Below are 26568 nucleotides of genomic sequence, written 5' to 3'. Positions count from 1 at the left end.
AATGCCCGCCCAGAACGGCTCCGCTTTTCTCCTCAAAATCGGCGACGGCAGCGCCTCGCCCAATTACGAAACTGTCGCCGGTCTCAGGACCACGCAGATGTCGATCAACGGCGATACGGTCGTCGTAACGCACAAGCAGTCGGGCGGATGGCGCGACCTGCTTTCCGGGGCCGGGACGCGGTCCGTTTCAGTCAGCGCGGCAGGGATATTTCTCGGCAGCGCAGCCGAAAGCCGGGTGCGGGGCCATGCGCTCGCCGGAACGCTCGACGATTATGAACTCGCCTTCGAGGACGGCGAACGCCTGCGCGGCCGCTTCCTCGTCCAGCGGCTCGACTATTCGGGCGATTTCAACGGAGAGCGCGCATATACGCTCCAGCTCGAAAGCTCGGGCCCGGTGGTGCCCGCATGACGCGGCCCGCTAATCGGTTGCGCGGGGAGGCAAGCCTCGAGATCGACGGAACTGCTCATGTCCTGCGACCGAGCTTCGAGAACCTTGTCGCGGCGGAAGAGGAAATCGGCTCGCTGTTCGCACTGGTGGAGCGGGCTTCCGAAGGCGCCCTGACGGCCCGCGAAATCGCCGCCCTGCTATGGCACTGCCTCGCGGACGAAAACCGCCCACCGCGCGACAAGGTCGGCGAGGCAGTGCTTGCGATGGGCCTCGTCGCCGCGACCGGACCGGTACGCACGATCCTAGCGCAGGTTCTTCAGGGGCGGGGATGAGCGGCTCGTTCGGCGAAGCGGCAGCGCGCTGCAGCTCCGTCGCCGCGCAATCGCTCGGCTGGAGCCCAGGAGAATTCTGGGCGTCGACGCCGCGCGAACTGGCGGCAGCACTGCATATCCCGCACGGCATCGGCCAGGCCGAGGCGCCGAGCCGCGAACAAATCCGCCAGATGATGGAACGAGACCGAGATGGCTGACACTTTTGACGAACTGGTGATCGACCTCAGGGCGAGCACCGAGGGATTCACCGCGGATCTCGAGGCCGTGCGCGGATCGATCGACGGCAGCCTGATCGACAGTTTCGACCGCGCCGGAGCGACGCTCGAACGAGGGCTTCTGTCCGCCCTGCGGCGCGGGAGTTTGGGATTCGACGATCTCAAACGCCTCGCGTTTCGCGCTTTCGACGAGATAGCGAGCCATGCCCTGCAATCTGGTTTCGGCGACCTGTTTGGCGGGTCGGGCGGCGGCCTCGGCGGGTTTCTCGTACAGTCCTTCGGCGCACTCCTCGGCCTGCCTGGTCGCGCGACGGGGGGGCCGGTGTCTCCTGGCCGGGGCTTCCTTGTCGGAGAGAGCGGGCCGGAAATCTTCATCCCCACTTCGTCCGGCCGCATCGAAAGCGAGCGGGTGGGCGGGAGCGGCGGACGCGACGTTCGCGTCGCAATCCAGCTCAATACCCCGCCCGAAACGGCTGCCCCGACAGCGATGCGCCGATCGTCCCGGCAACTCGCAAGTGCCGTCCGGCGCGCGATCGAACAGACCTAAGGAGGGACGCGGCATATGGCATTCTGGCTGGCGCGCGAGCGGCGATCGCAGGAAGCGAGCTTCATCCAGCGGTTCGACCCGCGTTTCTGGACGGTCGACTTCCCGCGCCCCGCGATGGCCTCGGTCGTGACGCAAGGCACCGACGCACTGCGCGTCGATGTCGAACTCCATCACGAAGGCGAACTCGTCGGACTGATCTGGGAAAGCGTCGATCGCTTCGACCATCCCCTACTCGCCTATGCGACTGACCTGGATTATGCGCACACGACCCTGAGCTTTCGATGGCGCAGCACCGGGGTGATCCCGCTCGACGAACCGAACGGGCCGACGCTGACAATCGAAGGCCGTGACGCGGCGGGCGTACCCGCCACCTGGTATGTCAGGCTCTGGAACTACGCCGAGGGTTCGCCGACGGATGCGCGCATCACGCTGCCCTTTTCCAAGCTCGAAAGCGGCTATGTCCTGCCCGGTGCGCTGATCCATCCCTCGGACATCGACCGGATGTTCATCTCGATCGTCGCCCCCGGCCACTCCCCAGGCAGCGATGCCCCGCTGGCCCAGCGCGCGAACGGGCACGTCATCATGTCCGATATCGTCGCGGACGGTGGCCGAGCCATGCTCGAGACGGGCGACGTACGTCTGCCCGTCCATGGACTAAGAATGGCGACAGCTTATGACGACGCCTACAACCAGACCCCGACCCGTTTGCTGCACAATATCATTGCGCTCGGCTATCGGTCAGAGATCGTTCACTATGTCGGGATGAGCCATTTCATGAGGCTCGAAAGGACGAGCGAGGGGGGGCTCCTCGCAGAACCTTCCGGTGCCCTGTGCGAACCTGCCGCCGCATGGCACATGGCCTTTCTCGAAAGGGCGCGAGAGATCGACCTCGAAGTTATCGTCTCGCTCTCCTACGAACTGTTCGATGCCTATTGCCCGTCAGGCTGGAAACAGCGGGCTGCGAGCGGCGATCCGGCACTTACCGGGTGGATACCGCCGTCGACCCTTCTCTCCCCCGCCAACGGGGAAGCCATCGGTTGGCTTGCGGCCGTCGCCCGGAACTTCGTCGGCCTGTTGGAAGCGACCAGTCAGCCCGTCCGCTTCCAGATCGGAGAACCTTGGTGGTGGGTCACCTCCGGCGGCGAGATCTGCCTCTACGATGATGCCGCGATCGTCGTGTTCGGAGGGGATCCTCCGGTAATAGCGGACATGAGAGGAGCGCTCGGCCAGGACGAAATCGACCTGCTCGATGCGGCGGGCACCGTGCTGGCCGCATCGACGGCCGACCTCGCCGCCTCGGTGCGCGAAGCGGCGAGCGGACCTGCCGAAATCCTGCTACTGGCTTTCACGCCGACCATCCTCGATCCCTCGATGCCGGAGCTCCATCGGGCGAACCTCCCGCAGGGCTGGGCCGAACCGGCCTTCGACCGCCTCCAGCTCGAGGATTATGACTGGCTGACCTCCGGTGCGGACGCGCTGCGCCGTCAAGCCTATTCCTTCATCGATGCGAAGCTCGGCTATCCGCTCGCGAAACAGGATTACCTCGCAGGCTTCGTGCTCGATCCCCTCGATGCCGAGGAATTCTGGTCTCGAATCGACGCTGGCATCGATGAAGCAGCAGCACGCGGAATCGAATCCACCTTTGTCTGGGCGCTGCCTCAGGTTGCGCGCGACGGATACACTCGCCTTCCTCCAACCGGGACAAGCGATATGCAATCATTCGACGACGTGCTTTATCCCTTTGCGCTAGGGCGCAGCACCGCCGTTGCACCGGAGTTCTCAACCTCGATTTCGGTCACGGCATCAGGGCACGAACGCCGCAATGCGCTATGGTCGGATGCGCGGATGCATTTCGATGTCGGGCCTGGGATCCGCTCGGAAGCGGAGCTGGCCGAACTCATAGCCTTCTTCCGGGCTCGCCACGGCGCTGCGCGCGGCTTCAGGGTCAGCGACCCGTTCGATCACAGCTCGAACGGGATGACCGGCACTCCGACTGCCTTCGACCAGTTGCTTGGAACCGGAGACGGGCTGAAGGCCGATTTCCAGCTGGTGAAATCCTATGGCACGGGCCCGGAACCGCAGACCCGACCTATCACGCGGCCGCGCGGCGATAGCCTCATCGTCAGCGTCGGCGGTGTGGCTAACAACGACTGGACCCTCGAACCGTTCGGGATCATCCGCTTCACCACAGCACCACCCGAGGGCACGGAAGTGCGGGCCGGATTCCTTTTCGACGTGCCGGTACGCTTCGCCGAGGACCGGATCGACATCGCCGGCGTGAATTTCTCCGCCGGAGAAGCGCCGAGCATCCCGCTGATCGAATTGCGCGAGGCGGACTGATGCGGGTTTTCTTCGACCGCGAACTCGATACGGCGGCAACCTTCTGGCGGGTCTATCGCGTGGACGGAGTGACGCTTGGATTCACCAGCCATGATCGCGACCTCTCCTTCGGCGGAATACGGCATCAGGCAGCCCCCGGGATGGTCCCCGCCGCCATCCGCCTGACCGCCGACCTTTCCGCCGACAGCGCCGAAGTCGAAGGCGTGCTGAGTCATGATTCCATCCGTGCGGGAGATCTTGCAGCCGGCCTGTTCGATCGTGCCGCAATCGAGATCGGGATCGTCGACTGGGAAAGCCGCCAATGGCGAACGCTCTATGCCGGACAGCTGGGCCGCATCGAAAGCGACAGCCTCAGTTTCGCAGCTGAATTGCAATCTGCGAAGCAGGTACTCGAGCGCGACATCGTTCCGCGGACCAGCCCGACCTGCCGAGCGGCCTTCTGTGGGCGGGGCTGCGGGCTTTCCGCATACCGCTTCACCTCGCTGCAAACACTCGAAGCGCTCGATCTGTATCATAATCGGGTCAGGTTTCCGGGCATAGAAACGTCGAAATACGGCGATGGGCAGGTGCGTTTCCTCGACGGACCGCAAACCGGCATCGTGTTCGGCGTTGTCGATGCCGCGGACGAGTGGCTGACGCTCGACCGCCCGCTCATTCAGGGGACGCCACCCGGAACCCGCGCCGAACTGCGCGAGGGATGCGATCACACGCTCGCGACCTGCGCCTCCCGCTTCGGCAACGCGATCAATTTTCGCGGCGAGCCTTTCCTGCCCGGCAATGACCTGCTCGCCCGGTATGGCTCCGGCGCATGAGCGTTAAGGACGCCGACGCACTCATTCTCGTCAAAGCGGCCCGGTCAATGATCGGATGCCCGTTCCTCCTTCACGGAAGGAACCCGGCGACCGGGCTCGATTGCGTGGGCCTCGTTGCCGCCTGCCTCTCCGCGACAGGGCGAGAACCGCTTGTCCCCGACGGCTACGCCCTGCGAAACCATTCGATCGAGCGCTGGATACACTGTGCGAAGCGCTCCGGCCTCGAGCCTGTGTCGACATCTCCGGAGCCGGGAGACATCGTCATGACATCCCCTGCAGCGAGCCAGCATCACCTGATGGTGGTCGAGCATGGTCGCCGCGCGATACACGCCCATGCCGGGCTACGCCGCGTGGTCAGCGAGCCTTTGCCCGATCGCTTTGACCCCATAATCCAATGGCGGCTGTCGCCGCGAAAGGGAATCTGAAGGATGGCCACACTCGTCCTGACAGCACTCGGAACCGCACTCGGCGGCCCGGTCGGCGGGGCCATCGGAGCGCTCATCGGGCGCCAGGCGGACCAAGCGGTGTTGGGCGGCGGCAACCGCACAGGTCCGCGGCTCAAGGAACTCGCCGTCACGACCTCTAGCTATGGGACGCCGATCCCGCGTCAATTCGGCCGGATGCGGACGGCGGGTACGATCATCTGGGCCACCGACCTCGTCGAGTCCAAGTCGACCGAGGGAGGCGGCAAGGGCAAGCCGTCGACAACCACGTTCAGCTACTCGGCTTCCTTTGCGGTCGCCGTCTCAAGCACGCCGATCCGCGAGGTGCGGCGCGTATGGGCCGACGGGAAGCTGCTGCGCGGCGCTGCGGGCGACCTCAAGATCGAAGGCACGATGCGCACCCATCGAGGTTTCGGCGACGATCCGGTCGACCCACTGATAGCCGCAGACAGGGGCATCGAGGTTCCCGGTTTCCGCGATCTCGCCTATGTCGTGTTCGAGGATCTGCAGCTTGCCGATTTCGGCAACCGCATCCCGGCGCTCACCTTCGAGGTCATCGGCGAGGAAGAGTCCTCCGTACGGCTCGACCGCATTCTCCCGCAGGCCGCAATGGAAAATGATGACCTGCTCGTGCCCCATGCGCGCGGTCTGGCCGACGAAGGCGGACCGATCGCTACGACACTTGCCGCGATCGATAGGGTCTATCCGCTGGCCATTTCACTCGCGGGCGATCGCCTTCACCTTTCGGCCCGTGCAAAGATCCCTGCGGATGCTCCGGTCCTTGCCGAACAGCTGGCCTCCCAGGAGCGGGGGCGCGAGGCCGATCGTCGCGAACATCGCGGCGAAACCTTGGATCTCGAACCGGTGGCACTGCGCTACTACGATGAAGCGCGCGACTACCAGCCGGGGGTCCAGAGGTCGAGCGGGGCGCGCGCGCAAGGGCGCGAGAACGTTCTCGACCTGCCGGCCACATTGAGCGCGAACGATGCCAAGCTCTTGGTGAACGCCTGCGCGCATCGCGCGCGATGGAGCAATCAACGTCTTTCCTGGCTTTGCAGCGAACTCGATCCTGACCTTCGCCCGGGAGGTGTCGTGCGCCTCCCCGACCAGCCTGGATCGTGGCTGGTGCGCAGCTGGGAATGGCACGAAAGCGGTATCGAATTGGGCCTGGAGAGGCTTGCTCCGGATCTGAGCAATCAGCCACAGGGCGATCCCGGCTATGCAAGCCCGGCCGAGGATCTTCCGATCTCCAAGACAGTGCTGGATGTCTTCGAACTCCCGCCCGCAGGCCCGTCCCGACTTGATGCGCCTACGATGTTCGCCGCCGCAGCGGCATCGAACGCAGCCTGGCGCGGAGCAACCCTTTTTATCGAACAGGGTCAGAGCCTTATCGAGATCGGCAAGACCGGCTCGATGCGGGCGACAACAGGAGAATTGGCCCAGCAGCTTGAACCGGGCGGCGTTCATGTTCTTGAGCGGCGTGCATCGCTGGAGGTCGAAATCTGCAGCGAGGACGGTCTTTTCCCGAGCACCGATTTGATCGGACTCGCGACCGGGGCGAACAGGCTCTTGGTCGGAGGCGAGGTGCTCCAATACCTTTACGCGGAGCGCGTCGGGCCGACCCGCTGGACATTGTCGGGCCTGCTGCGCGGACGGGCAGGCACCGAGCATCTTGCACAAGGCTCGCATCCGACGGGATGCCCGGTGGCGCTGCTGGACGAGACGCTCGTCTCGCTAGATCCGACGCGGGTCGGCTCCAATCCGAACACGCGTATTGCCGCAATCGGACGTGGGGATCCCGAACCCGTCTTCGCAACGCTCAGAAATGCTGGCTCCTCCAGACGACCGCTGCCTCCTGTCCACCCGTCTCTGTCGATCGCTTCCGACTCTTCCTGGAGCTTCACTTGGACCAGAAGAGCACGGGGGCAATGGCAGTGGGCAGACTGGGTCGATGTGCCCTTGGTCGAAGAAGGCGAACGCTATCTCGTCGGATATGGCCGAACCGACACGCCCTTCGCTTCCTGGCTGACCCAAACCCCCGCCATTGCCTTTTCACTTGCCGAGCGCAGCGCACTGGTCAGCGCGCATGGACCTGCCGACCTGTGGGTCAAGCAGGTCGGGACCTATTCCCACTCGCAACCTCTGCTGCTGGGGCGAATTTCCTGAATTTGCGGAGAATAAACATGACCGACCCTATCACCTATCCCTATCGCACCGAAGCTCATGGATTTCCGTTACTTTTCGCCGGGCAGGCGCAGAAGGAATTCACGGTTAACGAGACTATTTGTCTGATCGATGCGCTTATGACCCGGACGGTAAAAGCCTCGCTCGACGCGCCTCCTGCGGAACCCGCCGAGGGAGCCTGCTATCGGGTGCTTGAAGGTGCGACGGGTGAATGGAGCGGCAAGGATCGTACGATCGCTGCGAGGGTGGGCGGCGGCTGGCATTTCGTGTCTCCCTGCGAGGGAATGCAGGTGTTCGATCAAGCGGTGGGTTGCTGGCTTCACTTCGAAGGAGATTGGAACGCGGCGGGAGAACCGATCGCTCCGCAGGGCGGGGCCGTAGTCGACCTCGAGGCTCGGGCCGCAATTGCGCAACTCACCGACGCACTGAGGACACTGGGCCTTTTCTCGCAGGCGCAAGCCTGATCCCCGAGCCGGAGAATGCCTAGGGACTTCGCACGCAGAAGGGCGGAACTGCAGGGAATTTGGCGACTGATAGAGGCTTTCTTGCAACAGTTTGCGGTGATTGTCCGCTTGCCTCGCACATACGGAAAAGATAGAGATGCGCCGTGCCTCAATGCAATAAAAAGGGGAATGTTAGAATGCGTAAGATCGTCATTGGCATGGCGATGGCTTCGACAGCACTCTCCGCACCCGCCATGGCCCGCGAAGGTCAGTGGTATATCCAGGGTGACGGTGGTGCCATGATCGTCGAGGACATCACTTTCGATGTGGACGGTAACCCGAGCGACGCTCAGGCCGATCTCAGCGAAGGCTACGATTTCGGCGCTGCCGTCGGTTATGATTTCGGTGCGTTCCGCCTCGAGACCGAAGCTAGCTACCGCGCTGCCGACATTGAAGACCTGTCCGCAGGCACGGTCGGTCTTCAAACAGGTCCTGTCGGTGCTCCGGGCACAGTCGCGTTTCAGCAGAGCCTGCCCGCCGCTGGCGAATTCAATGCGCTGAGCTTCATGCTCAACGGACTGTTCGACTTCGGCTCGGATGACGGAATTCAGGGCTTTTTCGGCGGCGGCATCGGTATCGCGCGCGTCGATCTCGAAGGCACGGTCCAAGTGAGCGGCCCCGGCGCATTTGATGACTCCGATACGGGCCTCGCGTGGCAGCTTCTGGCTGGCGTCCGCGCTCCGCTGAACGACAGCTGGGATGTCGGACTGAAGTATCGCTATTTCAATGCCGAAGACGTCAACATCATCGACACTCGCGGGCTTCCGTTCGAAACCGACCTGAGCTCGCACTCGATCCTTGGCTCGATCATTTACAACTTCGGCGGCGAGGAAGCTCCGCCGCCTCCCCCGCCGCCGCCTCCTCCCCCGCCGCCGCCGCCGCCGCCTCCCCCGCCGCCGCCGCCGCCGCCGCCGCCGCCGCCGCCGCCGTGCAACACGGGTCCGTACATCGTCTTCTTCGACTTTGATGAATCGATGATCACGGCTGAAGCGGCGACGATCCTCGACAGCGCCGTGACCGCCTATGCCAATTGCGGTACCGCGAATGTCATGCTCGCGGGTCACACCGACCGTGCCGGCAGCGTCACCTACAACATGGCGCTCGCCGCCCGCCGCAACGATTCGGTCCGCGAATATCTCGAAGGCCGAGGCATCCCGGGCGGACGGATTACGAGCGAAGCCTTCGGCGAGTCGCAGCCGCGCGTTCCGACCGCCGACGGTGTCCGCGAGGCGCAGAACCGCCGCGTCGAAATCACCTACGGTCCGGGCTCGGGCATGTAAGGTCGATCGCGACTGAACGTTTAAAGGGAGGGCCGGAGCAATCCGGCCCTCTTTTTTTTGCGGTTTGCTCACGTGGAGTAAGGTTACGCCTTAGGTTAGCTTAGGATCCCTTTGGCCTTTGCGCTACACAACCGAGCTACCCAATTTCAGGCTGGCCTTCGCCTCTTTAACCCTCTCACAAAGGGCCTGATCTCTGGGTTGAAAGCCGCCTCCTGCGCGCAGGAGGCGGAGTCCTAAGGCTCGCCCGCAGCCTTGGCGCGGTCGGCAATCGTGGCGGCGGCCCCCGGCACAAGCCGCACTGCCCCCGTCAGCAGGATAAGTCCGATAGGCGTGATCCACAGCGTCGAGAGCACACCCACCGACAGGTCGCCCTCATTTCTTGCCGAGACGTAGCCCGCCAGATAGGGCCCGAGAGCCAATCCCACTAGCGTGGTCGCCAGAAAAAAGGTGGCCGTCGCTGTCCCGCGCATTCTCGGAAGCACAAGCGACTGGCTGGTTGCGGCAGCTGCTCCGAGCGCAGACGCAGCCAAGGCGCCGACCACGATATTGAGCAGCACGAAGATCGTCCAGTTGCCGGTCGTGTACTGGATCACCGCGAAGGGAATCGGGCTAAGCAGGCCGAAAATGATCACCCAAACCCGGCCCGTGGCGGTCCGCTCGAGCAAGGCATCAGCCATCCGGCCTCCTAGGATCACGCCGAGGAAACCGCCCAACGCGCCCCCGCCCCCCAGCAGGAAGCCGAGCTCGGACTTGGAGACATCGACGAAAGTCCGCTCCGCATAGGGAGCCCCCCAATAGGAAGCCGAATAGGCCATGAAAGCGACGGTCCCGTAGCCAAGGATCGTGCAGAGGAATGCCGGCGAGCCCCAGGTCAGTGCGAAAGTGGGATAATCGCGCACCCGCAAGGCGCTCGCCCAGCAAAACACTGCGTAATATCCGATGGCAAGCAGCAGCCACTGGTCGGTCACCTCCGGCAGCGCAATGCCCAACAACGAGCTTAGCAGTGCGACGATGGTGCCCGGACCGGAGCCGAGTGCGACAGTCAGCAAACGAGCTGCCGCAATCGCACCCGCGAAGACGAGGATATTGACGAACAGGCTCCTCGCCCCGCGCTCTGCGGCGCCGAAAAAAGTGAAGCCCGGGATGATCGTGTAGAGTTCGCGGACAAAGCCACGGAAAGGATGCGGATCTTCAGGGGTAGTCAGTCCGTCAATCGCCCCCCGGATCGGTTCCTTGAGCGTGGCGACCCAAAGAGCGAGCAGCAAACCGGGCAAGCCGACCGCCACAAACGCGGCCTGCCATCCAGCCAGTCCAAGAAGCGGATCGCCCGAAGGGAATGCCTCATTCCAGCCATCGACGATGAAGCCGCCGATCGCGAGCGACACTCCGCCCCCAATATATAGACCCGAACTGTAGATCGCGAGGGCGGTCGCCCTCAGTCTTGCCGGGAACCAGTCGGATATCAGCGAATATGCCGAGGGGCTCGCGGTCGCCTCGCCCACGCCGACCCCGATCCGTGCGACCGAGAGTGTCGAGGCGTCGCGGGCGAAGCCGGATAGCGCGGTCATAGCAGACCACAGCGTCAGTCCCAGCGTCATAAGCCGAACGCGTTTCCAACTATCGGCCAGCCGCCCGAGTGGAATACCGAACAAGGCGTAGAAGATCGCGAACGCCGTGCCGTAAAGAAACCCGAGATAGGCATCATCGACACCGAGGTCGGCCTTGATGTCGTTGGCAAGGATCGAGAGAATCTGGCGGTCGATGAAATTGAGAACGTATACCAGCACTAGCACGCTCAGCGCGTACCAGCTGTAGGCAGGCACGCGGTCACCGGCCGTCTCCGGCTGGCCCTTCAATTCTTCGCTCAAATGACGATCCCCTCGACCTTTTTCGTTCCCGCGCGTCAAGTCGCGCAGGCTATCGGGCATAGCGTGTGCTGTCTTCCAGTCCAGCCTCTGCAAAGCCCTTTTTCCGCAAGCGGCATGAATCGCACGCCCCGCAGGCGAGCCCGTCTTCCGTCGGATCGTAACAGGACCAGCTCCACGCCGGATCAAGGTCGAGACGCGTGCATTCGCGGGCGATGTCGGCTTTCGTCATGTGCTGCAACGGCGCATGGATTGCAAAGCCGCTTCCTTCCACCCCAGCACGGGTTCCGAGGCGCGCCGCTTGCTCGAAGCCGGCGATGAATTCCGGCCGACAATCGGGATACCCCGAATAATCGAGTGCGTTCACTCCGATGAAGATGTCGCCCGAACCGCGGGCTTCGGCGAAGGCGGTCGTCAAAGCAAGAAAGACAAGATTGCGCGCCGGCACGTAGGTGACAGGGATCTCTTCCCCGACCCCGTCCTTTGGCACCTCTATCTCATCGGTTAGCGCGGACCCTCCGAACTTGCGCAGGTCGAGCGCGATCTCGACGTGGTCCGAAAGCTCGAGCCGCCGGGCGATGCCCTTCGCCGATTCCAGCTCGATCCGGTGACGCTGCCCGTAATCGATGGTCAGCGCGTGAACCGCGAATCCACGCTCACGGGCGATCCCGGCGGTGACCATGGAGTCGAGCCCGCCGGAAAGTAGGACGACCGCCAACGGCCGCTTGTCCTCCTCAGGTGATTTCGTCATTTCCCGGCCTTAGCGATGCAAGCGCGCCCGGGAAAGACGCGTCGCCGCTTGTTCAGCAGGAGCCCGTCCGGCGCGCTTCGGCCGCGAACTCGAAGGGAAGGCCGGACGCAATGCCCTGGCTCTCAATCTGGACGAGAGTGTCGGTCTCGCGCCTGATACTGGTCCGGCCATAGCCATTCCCCGGACAGGTATACTGGACCGTCACCTTGGACGGCTCATCCTCGACCACGAAGCGACTGCAATTGCGGTCTTCATGGCGCAGCTGGATGAGCTCCTCGCCGCTGCGTACGCAGACCTTGCGCTCGGCCGAGCCGTCGCGTGACTTGATCGTCCATTCGCCCTTGGCGAGACTGCCTAGCATGGCAAGGCCATCGCCCTGCGCCGCGGCGGGAAGCGCGACACCGGCAGCGCATACGCCGAGCGCCGCCAGCACGACGGTCGGTCGGAGAGATATCGAAGAACGTCGTCTTTTCACTGTTCCGCTCTCGCGCAAAGAAGGTGCGCCGGCTTGCACATATATGTCATCGGGCGATGAACCGTTCCAAAATAGCGACGAGCCGCTATATTTCAATCGCGAACTCGCGCGAGCAAAAGGCGCAATCCACGATGATCCTCCCCCCTTCGTCCTGCATCGCTTCCTGCTCCTCTCGCGGGAAGCGTGCGATGACAGACTGATAATACTCGGCGCTGCAACGGCATCCGCGCTCGAGGTCGGCACCTCGCTGGATACGGATCTCGTCGTCCTCGCTGAACAGCCGCCAGGCGATCGCTTCCATGGAAAGGGAGGGGTCGAGGAGTTCCTCGTGGCTGATTGTCGATGCCAACGCCAGCACGTGCTCCCAGTCGGGATGGTCCATCCTGACATGAAGCCGCTCGCGCCCTTCCTCGCCGTCGGGAAGGTGCTGGACGAGCAGCCCCGCGGCCACCCTCCCCGTCCCGCTCGACCGGCTGGCAACCCGGATGATGGTGGGAACCTGCTCGGACTGGCTGAAATACGTCTCGCATGCTTCGGCGAGGGTATCGCCCTCGAGCGGGACGATCCCCTGATACCGCTGCCCCGCAGCTGTTTCGAAAGTGATCGCAAGATAGCCTTCGCCGAACAGCGCCGAGAGGCCCGGATTGGCCCCCAGCCCGGCCAACTCGGCCTGGTCGAAATCGACATAGCCGCGCATCGATCCCCCGCGATAATCGCAAACCAGGAGCGAGACGACACCGGCCTGGGTCTGCGCCTGCATGGTCAATTGCCCGCCCTCTTCCTTGAGCAGGCTACCCATCAGCGCGCCAAGGACCAGCGCTTCGCCTAGGAGATGCGTGATCGGCGCGGGATAATCGTGGGCCGACAGCACTTCGTTCACCACCCCGTCGAGCCGGACGACGCGGCCGCGCGCATTGCGTCCGGGGAGCGTGAAGCCGAGCAGCTTATCGGCGAAGGTTTCGGGTTGAGTGGATGTCGATGGCGCTGTCTTCATCATCCGGATATGGGGCGCATCGCGCCCCGCGATAAGCCCCCTCTTGCGACCAATATCGACGGCTCGCTTCCTCAGCCTGCCTCGCCGAGCAACCCGCAGCCCCACAGCAGGACCGATTTCTGCGCATGGATGCGGTTTTCCGCCTCGTCGAAGACGACCGATTGCGCGCTTTCGAAGACCTCCTCGGTCACTTCCTCGCCGACATGGGCCGGTAGGCAATGGAGAAAGATCGCATCGGGTTTGGCCGCGGCCATGAGGGTCTTGTCGACCTGGAACGGCTCCATCGCCGCGCGCTTTTCGGCAGCGTCGGCCTGCCCCATCGAGATCCAGGTGTCCGTCACGATGACATCGGCACCCCGCGCCGCCTCCACGGCATCCTGCGAGAGCGAAACCTCCGCCCCCCCCGCGCGCGCCATTTCGACGAATTCGGCATCCGGCTCATAGCCGCTGGGGCAGGCGATGCGGACGTTGAACTTCATCAACCCGGCCGCCTCGAGGATCGAGTGCAGGACATTGTTCCCGTCGCCGAACCACGCGAGTTCGAGGCCCGGCAGGGCCTTGCCATGTTCGATCACGGTCAAAAGGTCGGCGACGATCTGGCAGGGATGCGAGCGATCGGTAAGGCCATTGATCACCGGCACGCTCGCATGGCGCGCCATCTCCTCGATCTTGCCATGGTCATCGGTGCGCAGCATGATCGCATCGACCATCCGGCTGAGCACGCGCGCGGTATCGGCGATGCTCTCCCCCCGCCCGAGCTGGCTCGACGCGGCATCGAGAATGAGCACCGAGCCGCCGAGCTGGCGCATGGCGATATCGAAGCTGACCCGCGTCCGGGTCGAATTCTTCTCGAAAACCATGGCCAGCACGCGGCCCTCAAGCGGCCGGTCGGTGTCGGCACGCCCCTTGGACCATCCTTCGCGAGCCGCCTTCCGGTCGATCGCGTCGTTGATCATCGCCGCGATCGCATCCGCCCCGGCATCTCCGAGATCGAGAAAGTGGCGTGCGCCCCCAGAGCCGTTCATCAGGCGGGCTCGGGCACTTTATAGCTCGCCGCACCGGCGGAAAGCTTGTCGAAGAACTCGTCGATCTCCGCATCGCCGATCACCAGCGGGGGGATGATCCGCAGGGTGTTGTCGCCCGCCGCGACGGTCAGCAATTGGTGATTGTCGCGCAGGTGGACGAAGAAGGGGCGGCTCTCGACCTTCATCTTGAGCCCCAGCATCAACCCCTTCCCGCGGACCAGCTCGAAGAGTTCCGGGTAATTGCCGATGAATTGTTCGAGCCGGGTGCGCAGGCGCTCTCCCTTTTCGCGCACCTCGGCGAGAAACTCGTCGTTGGCGACCGCTTCCATTACCGCCGAAGCCGCCGCCATGGCGAGCGGATTGCCGCCATAGGTCGAGCCGTGGGTGCCGAAGGTCATGCCGCGCGCTGCCTTTTCGGTGGCGAGACAGGCGCCGATCGGGAAGCCGCCGCCCAGCCCCTTGGCCGTGGCGACGATGTCCGGTGTTATGCCGTAATGCTCGTAAGCATAGAGCTTGCCGGTGCGCGCGACGCCGCACTGCACCTCGTCGAGCACCAGCATCAGATCATGCTCATCGGCGAGCGCGCGAAGGCCGGACATGAATTCCTGCGAGGCGGGCCGGATGCCGCCCTCGCCCTGGATCGGTTCCACGAGGAAGCCCGCCGTCTTCGGCCCGATCAGCGCCTTGGCTGCCTCGAGATCGTCGAACTCGGCATACTTGAAACCGTCGAGCAGCGGCGAAAAACCGTGATGCATCTTCTGCTGGTTCGACGCGCTGATCGTCGCCATCGTGCGCCCGTGAAAGGCGTTGGTGAAGGTAATCAGCTCGAATCGCTCCGCATCGCCGAGATCGCCCGCGTTCTGGTGATAGGCGCGGGCGCACTTGATCGAGGTCTCCACCGCCTCGGCGCCAGAATTGGTGAAGAACACTGTATCAGCGAAGGTTTTGTCGACCAGCGTCTGCGCCAGCTTTTCGCCCTGGGGGCTGCCATAGAGGTTAGAGACGTGCATCAACGTCTCGGCCTGTTTCTGGATCGCGCCGATCAGGCCGGGGTGCGAATGGCCGAGCAGGTTCACCGCGATCCCGCTGGCGAAATCGAGATAGCGCGTCCCGTCCTCGTCGATCAGGTGGCAATGCTCCCCGCGCACGGGGCGCACGCCGCAGCGCGGATAGACGGGCATGAGGGGCGTGATCGACATTCTCTTATCCTGGTTTCCTCGGACCGCGCCGCTGCGTCTGGCAGGCGCGCGGACGGGGCCAAAAACAAACGGCGGCCCCGTGTCGGAGACCGCCGCTCGCTCAATAAATCGGCCGCAGGGCAAGGTCAAACGCGACCCCGCCCGCGGGTTCGGACCTCAACCCTGGACGGGCACGAGGTTGACGGCGGAATACTTGCCGCGCCGGTCTACTTCCAGGTCGAATTCGTAACGTTCGCCCTCGTTGATAGCCGACAAGCCGGACCGCTCTACCGCGCTGATGTGGACGAAGGCATCGGGCTGCCCGTCATCGCGCACGAGGAAGCCGAAACCCTTCATCGAGTTGAAGAACTTGACCGTGCCGGTTGCTTTCTCGCCGGTCAGCTCGCGCTTGGGCGGGCCGCTCTGCTGCGGGGCGATGACCTCACCCACGATCTGCAGATCCTGCGCCGAAATCTTGCCGCCCCGGTCGACGAGGTTGAATTCGAGTTCCTGCCCTTCGGCAAGCCCTTCAAGGCCGGCGCGTTCGACCGCGCTGATGTGGACGAAGACATCCTCGCCCCCACCTTCCTGCTGGATGAAGCCGAAGCCCTTCTGCCCGTTGAAGAACTTGACCGTGCCCTTGCCGGTCCCGACCACCTGCGCGGGCATCCCGCGGAATCCGCCGCCACCGCGAGGGCCTCGAGGCCCGCCGCCGCCGCCCCCGAAGCGGTCACCGCCACGGTCGCCCCCTCCGAAGCGATCGCCGCCGCCGAAACGGTCTCGACCACGGTCGTTCCCGAAATCGGAAGGAGGGGGAAACCCATCCATGCCTCCACCGAAGGGATCGAAACCTTCTTCGCCGATTCCGTCGCGCTTGTCCCGCCCGCGCCGACGTCCTCTATCGTAACCCATAGTCCAGTACGTATCCTGTCACACTGCCCGCCCTCCAAAGCGCTGGTCGCGGGGACAGTGAGCCGCGTCCTGCGCTGGTGTTCGCCCCGTATCGACGGGTTTCAGCACCTGCTGTCAGCGAGTCATAGCGCACAAAGGGCATCTTTGCGAACGAATTAACCCGAAGCCCGCATCCTCGCGCAAATTTATGACATTTTTGAATATCATTTCTCCCGGCGCCGCCCGCCTTGCACCGGCGAACCCGTTTCGGCATGACCTCGCCGTTCAAGGCTAAAGGCAGCAGGAGCCGATTGATGAGCGATTTCCGCAAGCTTTCCGAAACAATGTTCGCAAGCCCGCAGATCGGACCGGAGGATATCGAAGCGGCAGGGGAGGCGGGCGTTACGCTGATCGTCAACAATCGCCCCGACGGAGAAGATCCGGGCGCGCCTCAAGGTGAAGAGATCGCGGCGGCAGCCGCCGCGGCCGGGCTCGACTATCGCGCCATCCCGATCGGCCATGCCGGCTTTTCGGAGGTCCAGGTGGCCGAGATGGTCGAAGCGCTGGACGGGGCCGAGGGCAAGGTGCTCGGCTATTGCCGCTCGGGCACGCGCTCGACCTTCCTCTGGGCGCTGGCCCAGGCGAAAAGCGGGGCGGCGAGTCCGGACGAGATCGCCGCTGCCGCCATGCAGGCAGGTTACGACGTCAGCCCGATCCGCCCGATGATCGATATGCTCGCCGCGCGCTGAGCCCGCCTTACTTGCGATAGTCGAGCGGCGGCTCGCGGTCGCCGAGCAGCGAGCGGTAGCGATAATCCGGCCCGCGCGCGGCCTCGAACTCCGCTCGTGCCGCATCGCGCAGTTCCTTGTCGGTGAACAGTTCGACCGCCATCAGCGTCATTGCCTTGGCCGCAACCTGCGCGCCCTTGAAGCCGATCGAATTCCCGCTCGCCGCGACCGCCTGCCAGCTGTGCGCGCTCGTACCCGGAACCCAGGTCGCGGTGCGCACCCCCACAGTCGGAGTGGCCCAGGAAACATCCCCGACATCGGTCGAGCCGTAGCCAAGGCTCTTGCCGTAGGGCTGGACCTCGGCGGCGCTTTCAAGCGGCAGCGCCGCTTCGCCAAGCGATTCGCTGATTTTTTCGGCCCAGGCGCGCTCCTCGGCGGTGTATTCGACCCCGCCGACCTCGCGCAGCTTCGCATCCATGACCCGCGCCAGCGTCTCGTTGACGAGCAGCGGGTTGTTGCCGTGGATCACTTCCCACTCGACGCTCGTGCCCGTGCCCATCGCGCCACCGCGCGCGGCGTTCTCGAGCCGCTGCCAGATCGCCTCCACCCCATCCGGCTGGGGTGCGCGGACGTAATAGAAGACCTCGGCGTAATCGGGCACGACATTTGGCGCGTTGCCGCCGCTGGTGATGACATAGTGCATCCGCGCGTCCTGCGGGATGTGTTCGTGCATCATGTTGGCCATCATGTTCATCGCCTCGACCCCGTCGAGCGCCGAGCGCCCGCGTTCGGGCGCGCCCGCTGCATGGGCGGAAAGGCCGGTGAAGCGGAACTTGCCGGAACGGTTGGCGAGGCTGGTGCGCGCCGCTGCGCTGTTCTCGTCGTCGCCGTGCCAGTGGATCGCGATGTCGACATCGTCGAACAGCCCGGCGCGGGTCATATAGACCTTGCCGGAGCCGCCTTCCTCGGCCGGCGTGCCGTAAAGCCGGATGCGCCCCGGCGTGCCGGTTTCCTCAAGCCAGTTCTTGACCGCGATCGCCGCCGTCAGCGAGCCCGCCCCGAACAGGTTGTGCCCGCAGGCATGGCCTGCGTGCTTGCCCTCGATGGGATCGCGTGTGGGGCTGTCCGACTGGTTGATTCCGGGCAGCGCATCCATTTCGGCGAGGATCGCGATGACAGGCCCGCCCTCGCCCCATTCGGCCACGAAGGCAGTCGGGATGTCGGCGATGCCCGCCTCGACGCGGAAACCCTCGGCGGCGAGTTCGCTCTGGAGCAGCTCGGTCGAGCGGGTTTCGAGATAGCCGACCTCGGCGAATTCCCACAAAGCCCTCGCGACCCGCACGGTGCGATCCTGCTCGGCGGCGACCAGATCGACAGGGTCGGGGCCGCGCGGCGCGCTGTCGGCGGCGAGCGGCGTGTGCGACAGGACCAGCGCGGCAAGGGCGGTGGTGGCGAAGGTTGCGACGGGCAATTTCATGACGTGTCTCCTCGCCCTGCTGCTTGCCGCAGGCCGCGCTCCGTGCCAAGCGGCGAGCGGAAATTTCGACAATGGATATCCCACCGCTCTTCCTTCAAACTTTGGGCTCGCTCCTCGCCATTCTCTTCCTTGCAGGGCTCGCCGCGCTGATGAAGCTCGGCGGGACGCCACGGCTGGAGACTGCAGCGGACGTGCAGCGCACAGCGGGAGAAGTGGTCGACGGGTTCGAGGCGGTGGAGACGGCACTCGCGCGCGACGGGGCTGGGGCGCTCGCGTGCGATGCGGAAGGCCGGGTCATGCTGATCAAGCGCCATGGCAACCGCTTCGCCGGGCGCATCCTGACCGACCGAGCGCGCACCCGGCTGGACGGCGACGCGCTCGAGGTCGATTGCGGCGAGCGGCGCTTCGGCAGGGTCCGGCTGGCGCTCGACGAACCCGCTTCCTGGCAGGCGCGGATCGATGCTATAGACGATAGGTGATGCCCGATTTTTCGCCCACCCAATACGCCGTGCCGCTGTTCGTCGTGCTCGTCCTCGCCGAGATGATCTGGGCCCGGCTGAAGCGGCCCGATGCCTACGAGCCGAAGGACACGTTGGTGAGCCTCGCCTTCGGCCTTGGCTCGACCGTTGCGGGCGCGCTGTTCGGCGGCTTCGCGCTCTATGTCTTCATCGAGGCATACCAATACCGCGTGTTCGATTTCGGCGAGCAGTGGTGGGCCGTGTGGTGGGCGTGGCCGCTGTGCTTCGTGCTCGATGATCTCAAGTATTACTGGGTTCACCGCGCAGGCCATCGCATCCGCTGGATGTGGGCGAGCCATGTGAACCACCATTCGAGCCAGCATTACAATCTCTCGACCGCCCTGAGGCAAAGCTGGACCGGAGCTTTCACCTTCGGCTTCCTGTTCGCCCTACCGCTGGTCCTGCTCGGCTTTCACCCGGCGATGATCGCGATCTGCGCGGGCTTCAACCTCATCTACCAGTTCTGGATCCACACCGAGGCGATCGGGCGTATGCCGCGCTGGTTCGAGGCGGTGATGAACACGCCCTCGCACCACCGCGTCCACCATGCGACCAACCCGCGCTATCTTGACCGCAATTACGCCGGCGTCTTCATCGTCTGGGACCGGATGTTCGGAACCTTCGAGCCGGAACGCGACGACGAGCCGATCCGCTATGGCATCATCAAGCAATTGGGCAGCTTCAACCTGCTGTGGGCGGTGTTCCACGAATGGATCGGGATGATCGGCGACATCATTCGCGCACCGTGGCGACACAAGCTGTCCTATCTCCTGCGCGAGCCCGGCTGGAGCCATGACGGCAGCCGCGAAACCTCGGACATGATCCGCGAGCGCTGGCGCGAGCGGACCGGCGCGGGTGCGGGCGGCGCAGAACCAGTGGCGAACCGAAACCCGATTGCGGAGCCGCGCGAAGCCGCCTAGTTTTCTCCGCAGAGGAGAGAACATGGAGACTTTCGACTACATCGTGATCGGCGGCGGCAGCGGCGGCAGCGCGGTTGCCGGCCGCCTTGCCGTCGACGGAACGCGCCGCGTGTGCCTGCTCGAGGCAGGCGGGCGCAACGACAACATCTTCGTCAAGACGCCGGGCTTCATGCCCTTCATCCCGCAGGCGTCGAATTATCGCTACGAAACGGTTCCCCAGAAGGGCCTTAACGGGCGCATCGGCTACCAGCCGCGCGGCAAGGGGCTCGGCGGGTCCTCCGCGATCAATGCCATGGTCTATATCCGCGGCAACAAGTGGGATTACGACAACTGGGCCGAGATGGGCTGCACGGGCTGGGCCTATGACGACGTGCTGCCTTATTTCCGGCGCTCGGAATCGAACGAGCGCGGCGAGGATCCGTGGCACGGCGCGGGCGGGCCGCTGTTCGTTTCCGACCAGCGCTCGCCCAACCCCACCTCCGAAGCCTTCGTCGAAAGCGCCGCCGCGCTGCAATTGCGCCGTAACGACGATTTCAACGGCGAGCGGCAGGAAGGCTTCGGCCTCTACCAGACGACGCAGCGCGACGGGGAGCGCTGGTCGGCGGCGCGCGGCTATGTCGAGCCGATCCGCCATCAGGGCAATTTCGCGATCCGGACGAACACGCTGGTCGATCGGCTCGAGATCGAGGGCGGCCGGGTAACAGGCGTGCGCGTCAGGCGCGGCGGCCGCTCCGAAATGCTCTACGCTCGGCGCGGCGTGATCCTTTCAGCCGGCGCCTTCAATTCGCCGCAGATCCTGATGCTGTCGGGGATCGGTCCCGCCCAGCACCTCAAGGAGCACGGGATCGAGGTCGTGCTCGACCGCCCGGCGGTCGGCTCGAACCTGCAGGACCATATCGACTACGTCTCCGGCTGGGAGACGGAGAGCGACGTGCCGCTCGGCGGGAGCCTCAAGGGCACGCTCAAGATGCTCGGCGCGATGGTCGAACACCGCCGCAAGCGGACGGGCGCGATGACCACCTGCTATGCCGAGGCGGGCGGGTTCTGGACCGTCATGCCGGACAGTCCCGCGCCGGACGTGCAATGGCACTTCGTCCCCGCCGTACTCGAGGATCACGGGCGCGAGAAGGTCAAGGAACACGGCTTTTCGCTCCATGCCTGCGTGCTGCGCCCGGAAAGCCGTGGGACGGTGCGCCTCGGCTCGCGCGACAGCGCGGCGGCGCCGGTGATCGATCCCAACTTCCTCGACGACGAGCGCGACATGGCGGTCCTGCGCGCAGGCGTGCGCCTGTCGCACCGTATCGCCGAAGCTCCGCCGCTCACCGACTTCGGGCCGCGCGATCGACACCCGATCGATCTCGACGACGACGCGGCGCTCGACGCGCTGATCCGCGACCGGGCGGACACGGTCTATCACCCGGTCGGCACCTGCCGGATGGGCTCGGACGACGAGGCGGTGGTGGACCCTACCCTAAAGCTCAAGGGGCTCGACGGACTGTGGATCGCCGATGCCAGCGTGATGCCGAAGATCGTGAGCGGCAACACCAATGCGCCCTCGATCATGATCGGTGAACGCTGCGCCGATTTCGTAAAGGCCGCCGAAGCCGCCTGATCGCCGCATCGCGGATGAAAAGAGGGCCGGGAGCGGTTGTCCGCTTCCGGCCCTTTTCAGTCGTTCGTTCGCAGGAGGAACGAGGGGAGGCGGGGGAGGGAGAGAGGAGAGAGAGAACCTCCCCCGCCAAGCTTGTGCGGGCTGCGCTCCTAGTTGTAGGCGCGCTCGCCGTGTTCGGTGATGTCGAGGCCGTCGACCTCGTTCTCTTCGGAGACCCTCAGGCCGATGGTCGCCTTGACGATGAAGCCAGCGATGATCGTCCCGAGGCCGGCCCAGGCAATGGTGACGAGGACGCTGAATATCTGGATCCAGAGCTGTTCGCCGAGCGGAGTGGAGCCGTCGCCGGGGCCGCCGAGGAAGGGCTGGTAGACCACCGCCGTGCCGATCGCGCCGACGATCCCGCCCACCCCGTGAATGCCGAAGGCATCGAGCGCGTCGTCATAGCCGAGCTTGGCCTTCACGCTGGCGACGAAGACGTAGCACACGCCAGAGGACACGATGCCGAGCAGGATCGCGCCGAACGGGCCGGAATTGCCCGCCGCCGGGGTCACAGCGACGAGGCCGGCGATGACGCCCGAGCAGAAGCCCAGCGCCGACCCCTTGTGGCCCGCAGCCCGCTCGATCACCATCCAGGCGAGCGCCCCTGCCGCGGTCGCGACGAAGGTGTTGATCATGGCAAGGCCCGCCGATCCGTCCGCCTCCAAAGCCGAGCCCGCGTTGAAGCCGAACCAGCCCACCCACAGCAGGCCCGTGCCGACCATGGTCAGCGTCAGGCTGTGCGGGGGCATCGGCTCTGCCGGCCAGCCGCGGCGCTTGCCGAGGAGATAGGCGAGGACGAGGCCCGAGACGCCCGCGTTGATGTGCACGACCGTGCCGCCCGCGAAATCGAGCGCGCCGTCTTCAAACAGCAGGCCGCCGCCCGCCCAGACCATGTGCGCGATCGGGAAATAGACGATCGTCAGCCAGATCGGCACGAAGGCCATTACGGCGGAAAACTTCATCCGCTCCGCAGTCGCGCCGAGGATGAGCGCGGCGGTAATCGCGGCGAAGGTCATCTGGAAGCTGATGAAGACATACTTGCTGATGACCTCCTCGGTGAAGGTCGCAGCCGTGCTCGTCATGTCGGTCCCGGCGAGGAAATAGCTTCCCCCGCTGATGAACAGGCCGAGCGTGCCTTCGTAACTCGTGTCGCCGAAAGCGAGGCTGTAGCCCCAGATGACCCAGATGATCATGGCGAGCGACGCGGTCGCGCCGATCTGGGTCATGGTCGAGAGCATATTCTTCTGCCGCGTCAGCCCGCCATAGAACAGCGCGAGGCCCGGCAGGATCATCAGCAGAACCAGCAGGGTAGCGGTCATCATCCAGGCGTTGTTGCCCGGGTTCGGAACCGCCGGAGCGGCGGCGAAAGCCGGCTGGCTCGCGGCGAAGGCGAGCGTTGCGGCGGCGAAAATCCTGATAGTGCGCGTCATCGTCTGCCCCCTTCTCACAGTGCCGTCTCGCCCGATTCGCCGGTGCGAATCCGGGTCGCCGAAGCGAGATCGAGGACGAAGATCTTCCCGTCCCCGATCGCTTCGGTGTTGGCGGTCTGCTGGATGGTCTCGACGACCTGCTGGGCGACCTCGTCGCTCGCGGCGATCTCGAGCTTCACCTTGGGCAGCATATTGGTGGAATATTCCGCGCCCCGGTAGACTTCGGTCTGGCCCTTCTGGCGACCGAAGCCCTTGACCTCCGACACGGTCATTCCTGCGACACCGATGGCCCCGAGCGCTTCGCGCACTTCATCGAGCTTGAACGGTTTTATTATGGCGATGATGAACTTCATCCCTGACCCCTGTTATTCCCCGGATGTTTCCGGTCACAGTTCGGTCAGCAAAAGCCGTGCCAGTTTCGCCAGGCAGGGGAATCGCGCAGAATCGGGCAGATTCTTCGCACGCGCAGCATCGCGCCTGCACAAAACTTAACCTTGTGGTTACATTTTAGGCAGGCTGCGCGCGCAAATTGCGCATTGCCTCGGCCAGGCGCTTGAATGTTTCCCTACTGGGCGCCCGATATGAAACGATCGGTCGCGCGCGTCGGGAGACCGTCAATGCTGGTCGTGCGCGCTGCCGCCTTGGCCGCCCATTTGTCGGGATCGGCCTGGCGGTGCGCTTTCTTGAGCGTGTCGCGCTCGCCCTCGAGCGTCATGAAGGGCACGCCCCAACCGCAGCTCGTCTGCACGCTCTCCACCTTGATGTCGAAGATCTGCCGCGTGCCCGGCAGCAGGGTGAAATGGCGCGCCAGTTCCTCCCAGCCCTCGTCCTGCGGCAGGACCGGCGTGCCCCGACCGTAAATGCGCAGGATCAGCGCCGGTTGCTCGAAATTGCAGAACATCACCGTGATCCGCCCGGCATCGGCCTGATCGGCGACGAGGTGCGCGTGAGTCTCGTTGCCCGACCCGCCGAGGTCGAGATAGGCGACCCGCGTAGGCGACAGCACGCGAAAGGCGTCATAGCCCTTGGGGCTGAGATTGATCCGCCCCTGCGCCGCAGCGGTGGCGACGAAGAAGACCGGCTGCTTCTCGATCATGGCGACGTGCTTGGGCTCGAGCGCATCGAAGAAGTCGGCCATGATCGTCTCTCCTATTCGGCCAGGAAATCGCGAATGGTCGCGATGAAGCGGTCGAACTGGTCGTGGTGGAGCCAGTGGCCCGCCTGCTCGAACTCGACCACCCGCGCCGTGTTGAAATGCTTTATGCGCCCGTCCTTTTCGGGGTTCGATGCCCAGCTGTCCGCCCCGTAGAGCAGCAGGGTCGGGCATTTGATCGCCGCCCAGGTCTGTTCGAGGAATTCGTCGGCCAGATCCTCGATCGGCCAGACGTTGAGGTGGGGGTCGAATTTCCAGCTGTAGGTCCCGTCCTCGTTGCGGTTGACCCCGTGGATCGTCAGGTGCCGGGCCTGTTCCTCGGTGAGGTAGCTGTTCTCCTCGATCATCCGGGCAAAGGCGGCCTCGATGCTGTCATAGCGGCGCGGGATGCGGCCCGCCGCCTTGCGCTTCTTCTCGATCCATTCGGCGAGGCGCTCGGGATAGGGCGTGGCGCGCTGCTTGTCGCGCCATTCCGGCGAAGGGCCCAGCCCCTCGATCGCGACCAGTTTCGTGACCATGTCGGGGAAGGTCCCGGCATAGCGCAGCGCGACATTGCCGCCCATCGAATGGGACACGATGGCGACCGGCCCGACGCCAAGCTGGTGGATCAGCTGCGCTAGGTCGTAGACCATGTCGCCGGCGGAATAATTGCCGTCCGACACCCAATCGCTGTCGCCGTGCCCGCGATGGTCCATCGCGACGACGCGGTAATCCGCGGCCAATGCCTCCGCGGTCCAGTCCCAGCTCCTCGCATGATCGCGCCCGCCATGGACGAGCACCAGCGTCGGCTTGTCGCCGCTGCCGCCGGTCCCCCAGTCCTCGTAATTGAGGCGGAGGCGCTGCGAGATGAAGGTCTGCGAAGTGGGTCCCATGCCGTTCATGCGCCCGCCATGCCGCGATTGCACGCCGCCCGCAACCGGCGAGAACCTCCGTTACCGTTCCTTGGTCGCGGAGAAGGTCAGCTCGGGGTTCTTTTCGACCTGGTAATTCACGTCCCACGGGCTTTTCGCCATGAAGACGAGGTCGCCGTCGCGGTCGCGCGCAAGGTTGGCCCGGTTGAAGCTTTCGAAATCGGCGAGCGCCTTGGCGTCCCCCTTGATCCAGCGCGCGGTGGCGAAAGGCGCGGGTTCGAGCGCGGCCTCGACCTTGTATTCGACCGAGAGCCGGTCGACGAACACCTCGAGCTGGAGCTGGCCGACCACGCCGATGATGTGGTTCGCACCGATTTCGGGATAGAAGACCTGGATGACGCCCTCTTCGGAGAGGTCGTCCAATGCCTTGCGCAATTGCTTGGTCTTGGTCGGATCCTTGAGCTGGACGCGGCGCAGGATTTCCGGCGCGAAGTTGGGCAGGCCGGTGAAGCGCACCTCGTTCTTCTCAGAGAGCGTATCGCCCACGCGCAGCGTGCCGTGGTTCGGGATGCCGATGATGTCGCCCGCCTCCGCCGTGTCGGCAAGCTCGCGGTCCTGCGCGAAGAACAGGATCGGCGAATGGACCGAGATCGGCTTGCCGAGGCCCGACGGCGTCAGCTTCATGCCGCGTCTGAACGTGCCCGACACCTGCCGCATGAAGGCGATGCGGTCGCGGTGGTTGGGGTCCATGTTGGCCTGGACCTTGAAGATGAAGCCGGTCACTTCGTCGCGGTCCGGCGCGACATGGCCCTCGCCCGCAGGCTGCGGTCGCGGTGGGGGCGCGTGCGCGGCGATCGCGTCGATCAGTTCGGTGACTCCGAAATTCTTGAGCGCGCTGCCGAAATAGACCGGGGTGAGATCGCCGTTGCGATAGGCTTGCCCGTCGAATTCGGGATAGCCGACCTGCGCCAGTTCGGCCTCTTCGGCGAAGTTCTCGGGTATGTCCGGGCTCTCGTCGCGTGTGCCGAGGAATTCCCTAGACGGACCTTCCGGGCGCGCCACCGTGCCGTCGGCGAAGTTGAGGATACCCTGAAACTGACCGCCCATCCCGATCGGCCAGCTTTGGGGGCTCACGTCGAGCGCGAGCATATCGGCGACCTCGTCGAGAGTCTCGAACGGATCGCGGCCCTCGCGGTCGACCTTGTTGACGAAGGTGATGATCGGAACCGAACGCAACCGGCAGACCTCGAAGAGCTTGCGCGTCTGCGGCTCGATCCCCTTGGCCGCGTCGATCACCATGACGGCGGAATCGACCGCGGTCAGCGTGCGATAGGTGTCCTCGGAAAAATCCTCGTGCCCCGGCGTGTCGAGCAGGTTGAAGGTGATCGTCTCGCCTTCGTATTCCTTTTCGAAGGTCATCACCGAGGACGTGACAGAGATGCCGCGCTGCTGCTCGATCTTCATCCAGTCCGACCGCGCCCGCCGCGCCTGCCCGCGCGCCTTGACCTCGCCCGCGAGGTGGATCGCGCCGCCCTGCAGGAGCAGCTTTTCGGTCAGCGTCGTCTTCCCCGCGTCGGGGTGCGAGATAATGGCGAAGGTGCGGCGGTTGGACATGGC

27 protein-coding genes are annotated in these 26568 nt (G+C 64.7%); 14 read left to right on the top strand and 13 right to left on the bottom strand.

Annotation, left to right across the window (positions count from 1 at the left end; genetic code table 11):
• Position 1 precedes the first annotated feature (1 nt).
• From G9473_RS14245 to G9473_RS14200, 10 genes are all read left to right on the top strand, one after another.
• Positions 2 to 409 carry a phage major tail protein, TP901-1 family gene (locus G9473_RS14245; RefSeq protein WP_291134138.1) on the top strand — a complete coding sequence of 136 codons (408 nt, stop codon included), beginning with the start codon at positions 2 to 4 and terminating at the stop codon, positions 407 to 409.
• A complete protein-coding gene (locus G9473_RS14240) occupies positions 406 to 720 on the top strand; it encodes a gene transfer agent family protein (protein ID WP_291134136.1) in 315 nt (104 codons plus the stop codon). Before G9473_RS14245 ends, G9473_RS14240 begins: the two co-directional genes overlap by 4 nt.
• Entirely contained in the window at positions 717 to 917 is a 201-nt protein-coding gene (locus G9473_RS14235) for a phage tail assembly chaperone (protein WP_291134133.1), read from the top strand. Before G9473_RS14240 ends, G9473_RS14235 begins: the two co-directional genes overlap by 4 nt.
• Positions 918 to 933: 16 nt before the next feature.
• Positions 934 to 1482 carry a tail tape measure protein gene (locus G9473_RS14230; protein WP_367159107.1) on the top strand — a complete coding sequence of 183 codons (549 nt, stop codon included), beginning with the start codon at positions 934 to 936 and terminating at the stop codon, positions 1480 to 1482.
• Positions 1483 to 1497: 15 nt separating this feature from the next.
• Complete coding sequence (locus G9473_RS14225; protein WP_291134128.1) at positions 1498 to 3822, top strand: DUF2460 domain-containing protein; 2325 nt, start codon at positions 1498 to 1500, stop codon at positions 3820 to 3822.
• Positions 3822 to 4634, top strand: coding sequence for a DUF2163 domain-containing protein (locus G9473_RS14220; protein ID WP_291134125.1), 813 nt, complete (start codon positions 3822 to 3824; stop codon positions 4632 to 4634). The genes G9473_RS14225 and G9473_RS14220 overlap by 1 nt, the downstream gene beginning before the upstream one ends.
• Positions 4631 to 5059 carry a hypothetical protein gene (locus G9473_RS14215; RefSeq protein WP_291134124.1) on the top strand — a complete coding sequence of 143 codons (429 nt, stop codon included), beginning with the start codon at positions 4631 to 4633 and terminating at the stop codon, positions 5057 to 5059. Before G9473_RS14220 ends, G9473_RS14215 begins: the two co-directional genes overlap by 4 nt.
• Positions 5060 to 5062: 3 nt before the next feature.
• A complete protein-coding gene (locus G9473_RS14210) occupies positions 5063 to 7243 on the top strand; it encodes a phage tail protein (RefSeq protein ID WP_291134121.1) in 2181 nt (726 codons plus the stop codon).
• A 17-nt stretch (positions 7244 to 7260) separates the two neighbouring features.
• The gene (locus G9473_RS14205; protein WP_291134118.1) at positions 7261 to 7725 is read left to right on the top strand and encodes a DUF2793 domain-containing protein; all 465 of its coding nucleotides are present in this window, start codon (positions 7261 to 7263) and stop codon (positions 7723 to 7725) included.
• 176 nt (positions 7726 to 7901) lie between these two features.
• Positions 7902 to 9044, top strand: coding sequence for an OmpA family protein (locus tag G9473_RS14200; RefSeq protein ID WP_291134115.1), 1143 nt, complete (start codon positions 7902 to 7904; stop codon positions 9042 to 9044).
• Positions 9045 to 9277: 233 nt separating this feature from the next.
• Here the strand turns inward: G9473_RS14200 and G9473_RS14195 are convergent, their stop codons facing one another.
• From G9473_RS14195 to G9473_RS14165, 7 genes are all read right to left on the bottom strand, one after another.
• Positions 9278 to 10912 (bottom strand): MFS transporter, encoded by a 1635-nt coding sequence (locus tag G9473_RS14195; RefSeq protein ID WP_291134112.1) that lies wholly within the window; start codon positions 10910 to 10912, stop codon positions 9278 to 9280.
• Positions 10913 to 10961: 49 nt separating this feature from the next.
• Positions 10962 to 11660, bottom strand: coding sequence for a 7-cyano-7-deazaguanine synthase QueC (gene queC, locus G9473_RS14190; protein WP_291134110.1), 699 nt, complete (start codon positions 11658 to 11660; stop codon positions 10962 to 10964).
• 52 nt (positions 11661 to 11712) lie between these two features.
• Entirely contained in the window at positions 11713 to 12093 is a 381-nt protein-coding gene (locus G9473_RS14185) for a hypothetical protein (RefSeq protein WP_291134107.1), read from the bottom strand.
• Positions 12094 to 12220: 127 nt separating this feature from the next.
• Entirely contained in the window at positions 12221 to 13129 is a 909-nt protein-coding gene (locus G9473_RS14180) for an Hsp33 family molecular chaperone HslO (protein ID WP_291138498.1), read from the bottom strand.
• A gap of 71 nt (positions 13130 to 13200) precedes the next feature.
• Positions 13201 to 14154, bottom strand: coding sequence for an ornithine carbamoyltransferase (gene argF / locus G9473_RS14175; RefSeq protein ID WP_291134104.1), 954 nt, complete (start codon positions 14152 to 14154; stop codon positions 13201 to 13203).
• Positions 14154 to 15353 carry an aspartate aminotransferase family protein gene (locus tag G9473_RS14170; RefSeq protein WP_291134103.1) on the bottom strand — a complete coding sequence of 400 codons (1200 nt, stop codon included), beginning with the start codon at positions 15351 to 15353 and terminating at the stop codon, positions 14154 to 14156. Before G9473_RS14170 ends, argF begins: the two co-directional genes overlap by 1 nt.
• 156 nt (positions 15354 to 15509) lie before the next feature.
• Entirely contained in the window at positions 15510 to 16244 is a 735-nt protein-coding gene (locus G9473_RS14165) for a cold-shock protein (protein WP_291134102.1), read from the bottom strand.
• 293 nt (positions 16245 to 16537) lie between these two features.
• Between G9473_RS14165 and G9473_RS14160 the strand changes: the two genes are divergently transcribed.
• The gene (locus tag G9473_RS14160) at positions 16538 to 16972 is read left to right on the top strand and encodes a TIGR01244 family sulfur transferase (protein WP_291134100.1); all 435 of its coding nucleotides are present in this window, start codon (positions 16538 to 16540) and stop codon (positions 16970 to 16972) included.
• Between the two features lie 7 nt (positions 16973 to 16979).
• On the opposite strand, the gene G9473_RS14155 is transcribed toward G9473_RS14160, so the two are convergent.
• Complete coding sequence (locus G9473_RS14155; protein WP_291134098.1) at positions 16980 to 18428, bottom strand: amidohydrolase; 1449 nt, start codon at positions 18426 to 18428, stop codon at positions 16980 to 16982.
• A 71-nt stretch (positions 18429 to 18499) separates the two neighbouring features.
• Here G9473_RS14155 and G9473_RS14150 point away from each other — a divergent pair, with 71 nt between their 5' ends.
• The 3 genes from G9473_RS14150 to G9473_RS14140 are packed head-to-tail and all read left to right on the top strand — an operon-like array spanning position 18500 to position 21478.
• Positions 18500 to 18907, top strand: coding sequence for a hypothetical protein (locus G9473_RS14150; RefSeq protein WP_291134096.1), 408 nt, complete (start codon positions 18500 to 18502; stop codon positions 18905 to 18907).
• On the top strand, positions 18907 to 19866 hold the full coding sequence (locus tag G9473_RS14145; RefSeq protein WP_291134095.1) for a sterol desaturase family protein: 960 nt from the start codon (positions 18907 to 18909) through the stop codon (positions 19864 to 19866). Before G9473_RS14150 ends, G9473_RS14145 begins: the two co-directional genes overlap by 1 nt.
• Positions 19867 to 19888: 22 nt before the next feature.
• The gene (locus G9473_RS14140; RefSeq protein WP_291134093.1) at positions 19889 to 21478 is read left to right on the top strand and encodes a GMC family oxidoreductase; all 1590 of its coding nucleotides are present in this window, start codon (positions 19889 to 19891) and stop codon (positions 21476 to 21478) included.
• Between the two features lie 149 nt (positions 21479 to 21627).
• Here G9473_RS14140 and G9473_RS14135 read toward each other — a convergent pair whose 3' ends face one another.
• The 5 genes from G9473_RS14135 to G9473_RS14115 all read right to left on the bottom strand — a co-directional run bounded on the left by G9473_RS14135 (position 21628) and on the right by G9473_RS14115 (position 26565).
• The gene (locus tag G9473_RS14135) at positions 21628 to 22947 is read right to left on the bottom strand and encodes an ammonium transporter (RefSeq protein WP_291134091.1); all 1320 of its coding nucleotides are present in this window, start codon (positions 22945 to 22947) and stop codon (positions 21628 to 21630) included.
• 14 nt (positions 22948 to 22961) lie between these two features.
• A complete protein-coding gene (locus G9473_RS14130; RefSeq protein WP_291134090.1) occupies positions 22962 to 23300 on the bottom strand; it encodes a P-II family nitrogen regulator in 339 nt (112 codons plus the stop codon).
• A gap of 212 nt (positions 23301 to 23512) precedes the next feature.
• Positions 23513 to 24085 carry a pyridoxamine 5'-phosphate oxidase family protein gene (locus G9473_RS14125; protein WP_291134088.1) on the bottom strand — a complete coding sequence of 191 codons (573 nt, stop codon included), beginning with the start codon at positions 24083 to 24085 and terminating at the stop codon, positions 23513 to 23515.
• Positions 24086 to 24096: 11 nt separating this feature from the next.
• Positions 24097 to 24981 carry an alpha/beta hydrolase gene (locus G9473_RS14120; RefSeq protein ID WP_291134086.1) on the bottom strand — a complete coding sequence of 295 codons (885 nt, stop codon included), beginning with the start codon at positions 24979 to 24981 and terminating at the stop codon, positions 24097 to 24099.
• A gap of 51 nt (positions 24982 to 25032) precedes the next feature.
• The gene (locus G9473_RS14115; protein ID WP_291134084.1) at positions 25033 to 26565 is read right to left on the bottom strand and encodes a peptide chain release factor 3; all 1533 of its coding nucleotides are present in this window, start codon (positions 26563 to 26565) and stop codon (positions 25033 to 25035) included.
• Positions 26566 to 26568 lie beyond the last annotated feature (3 nt).

The sequence above is a fragment of the Erythrobacter sp. genome, from assembly GCF_011765465.1.
GTDB lineage: Bacteria > Pseudomonadota > Alphaproteobacteria > Sphingomonadales > Sphingomonadaceae > Erythrobacter.
Note: the sequence above shows the minus strand (reverse complement) of the source record. Positions and strands in the feature narration are given on the sequence as shown.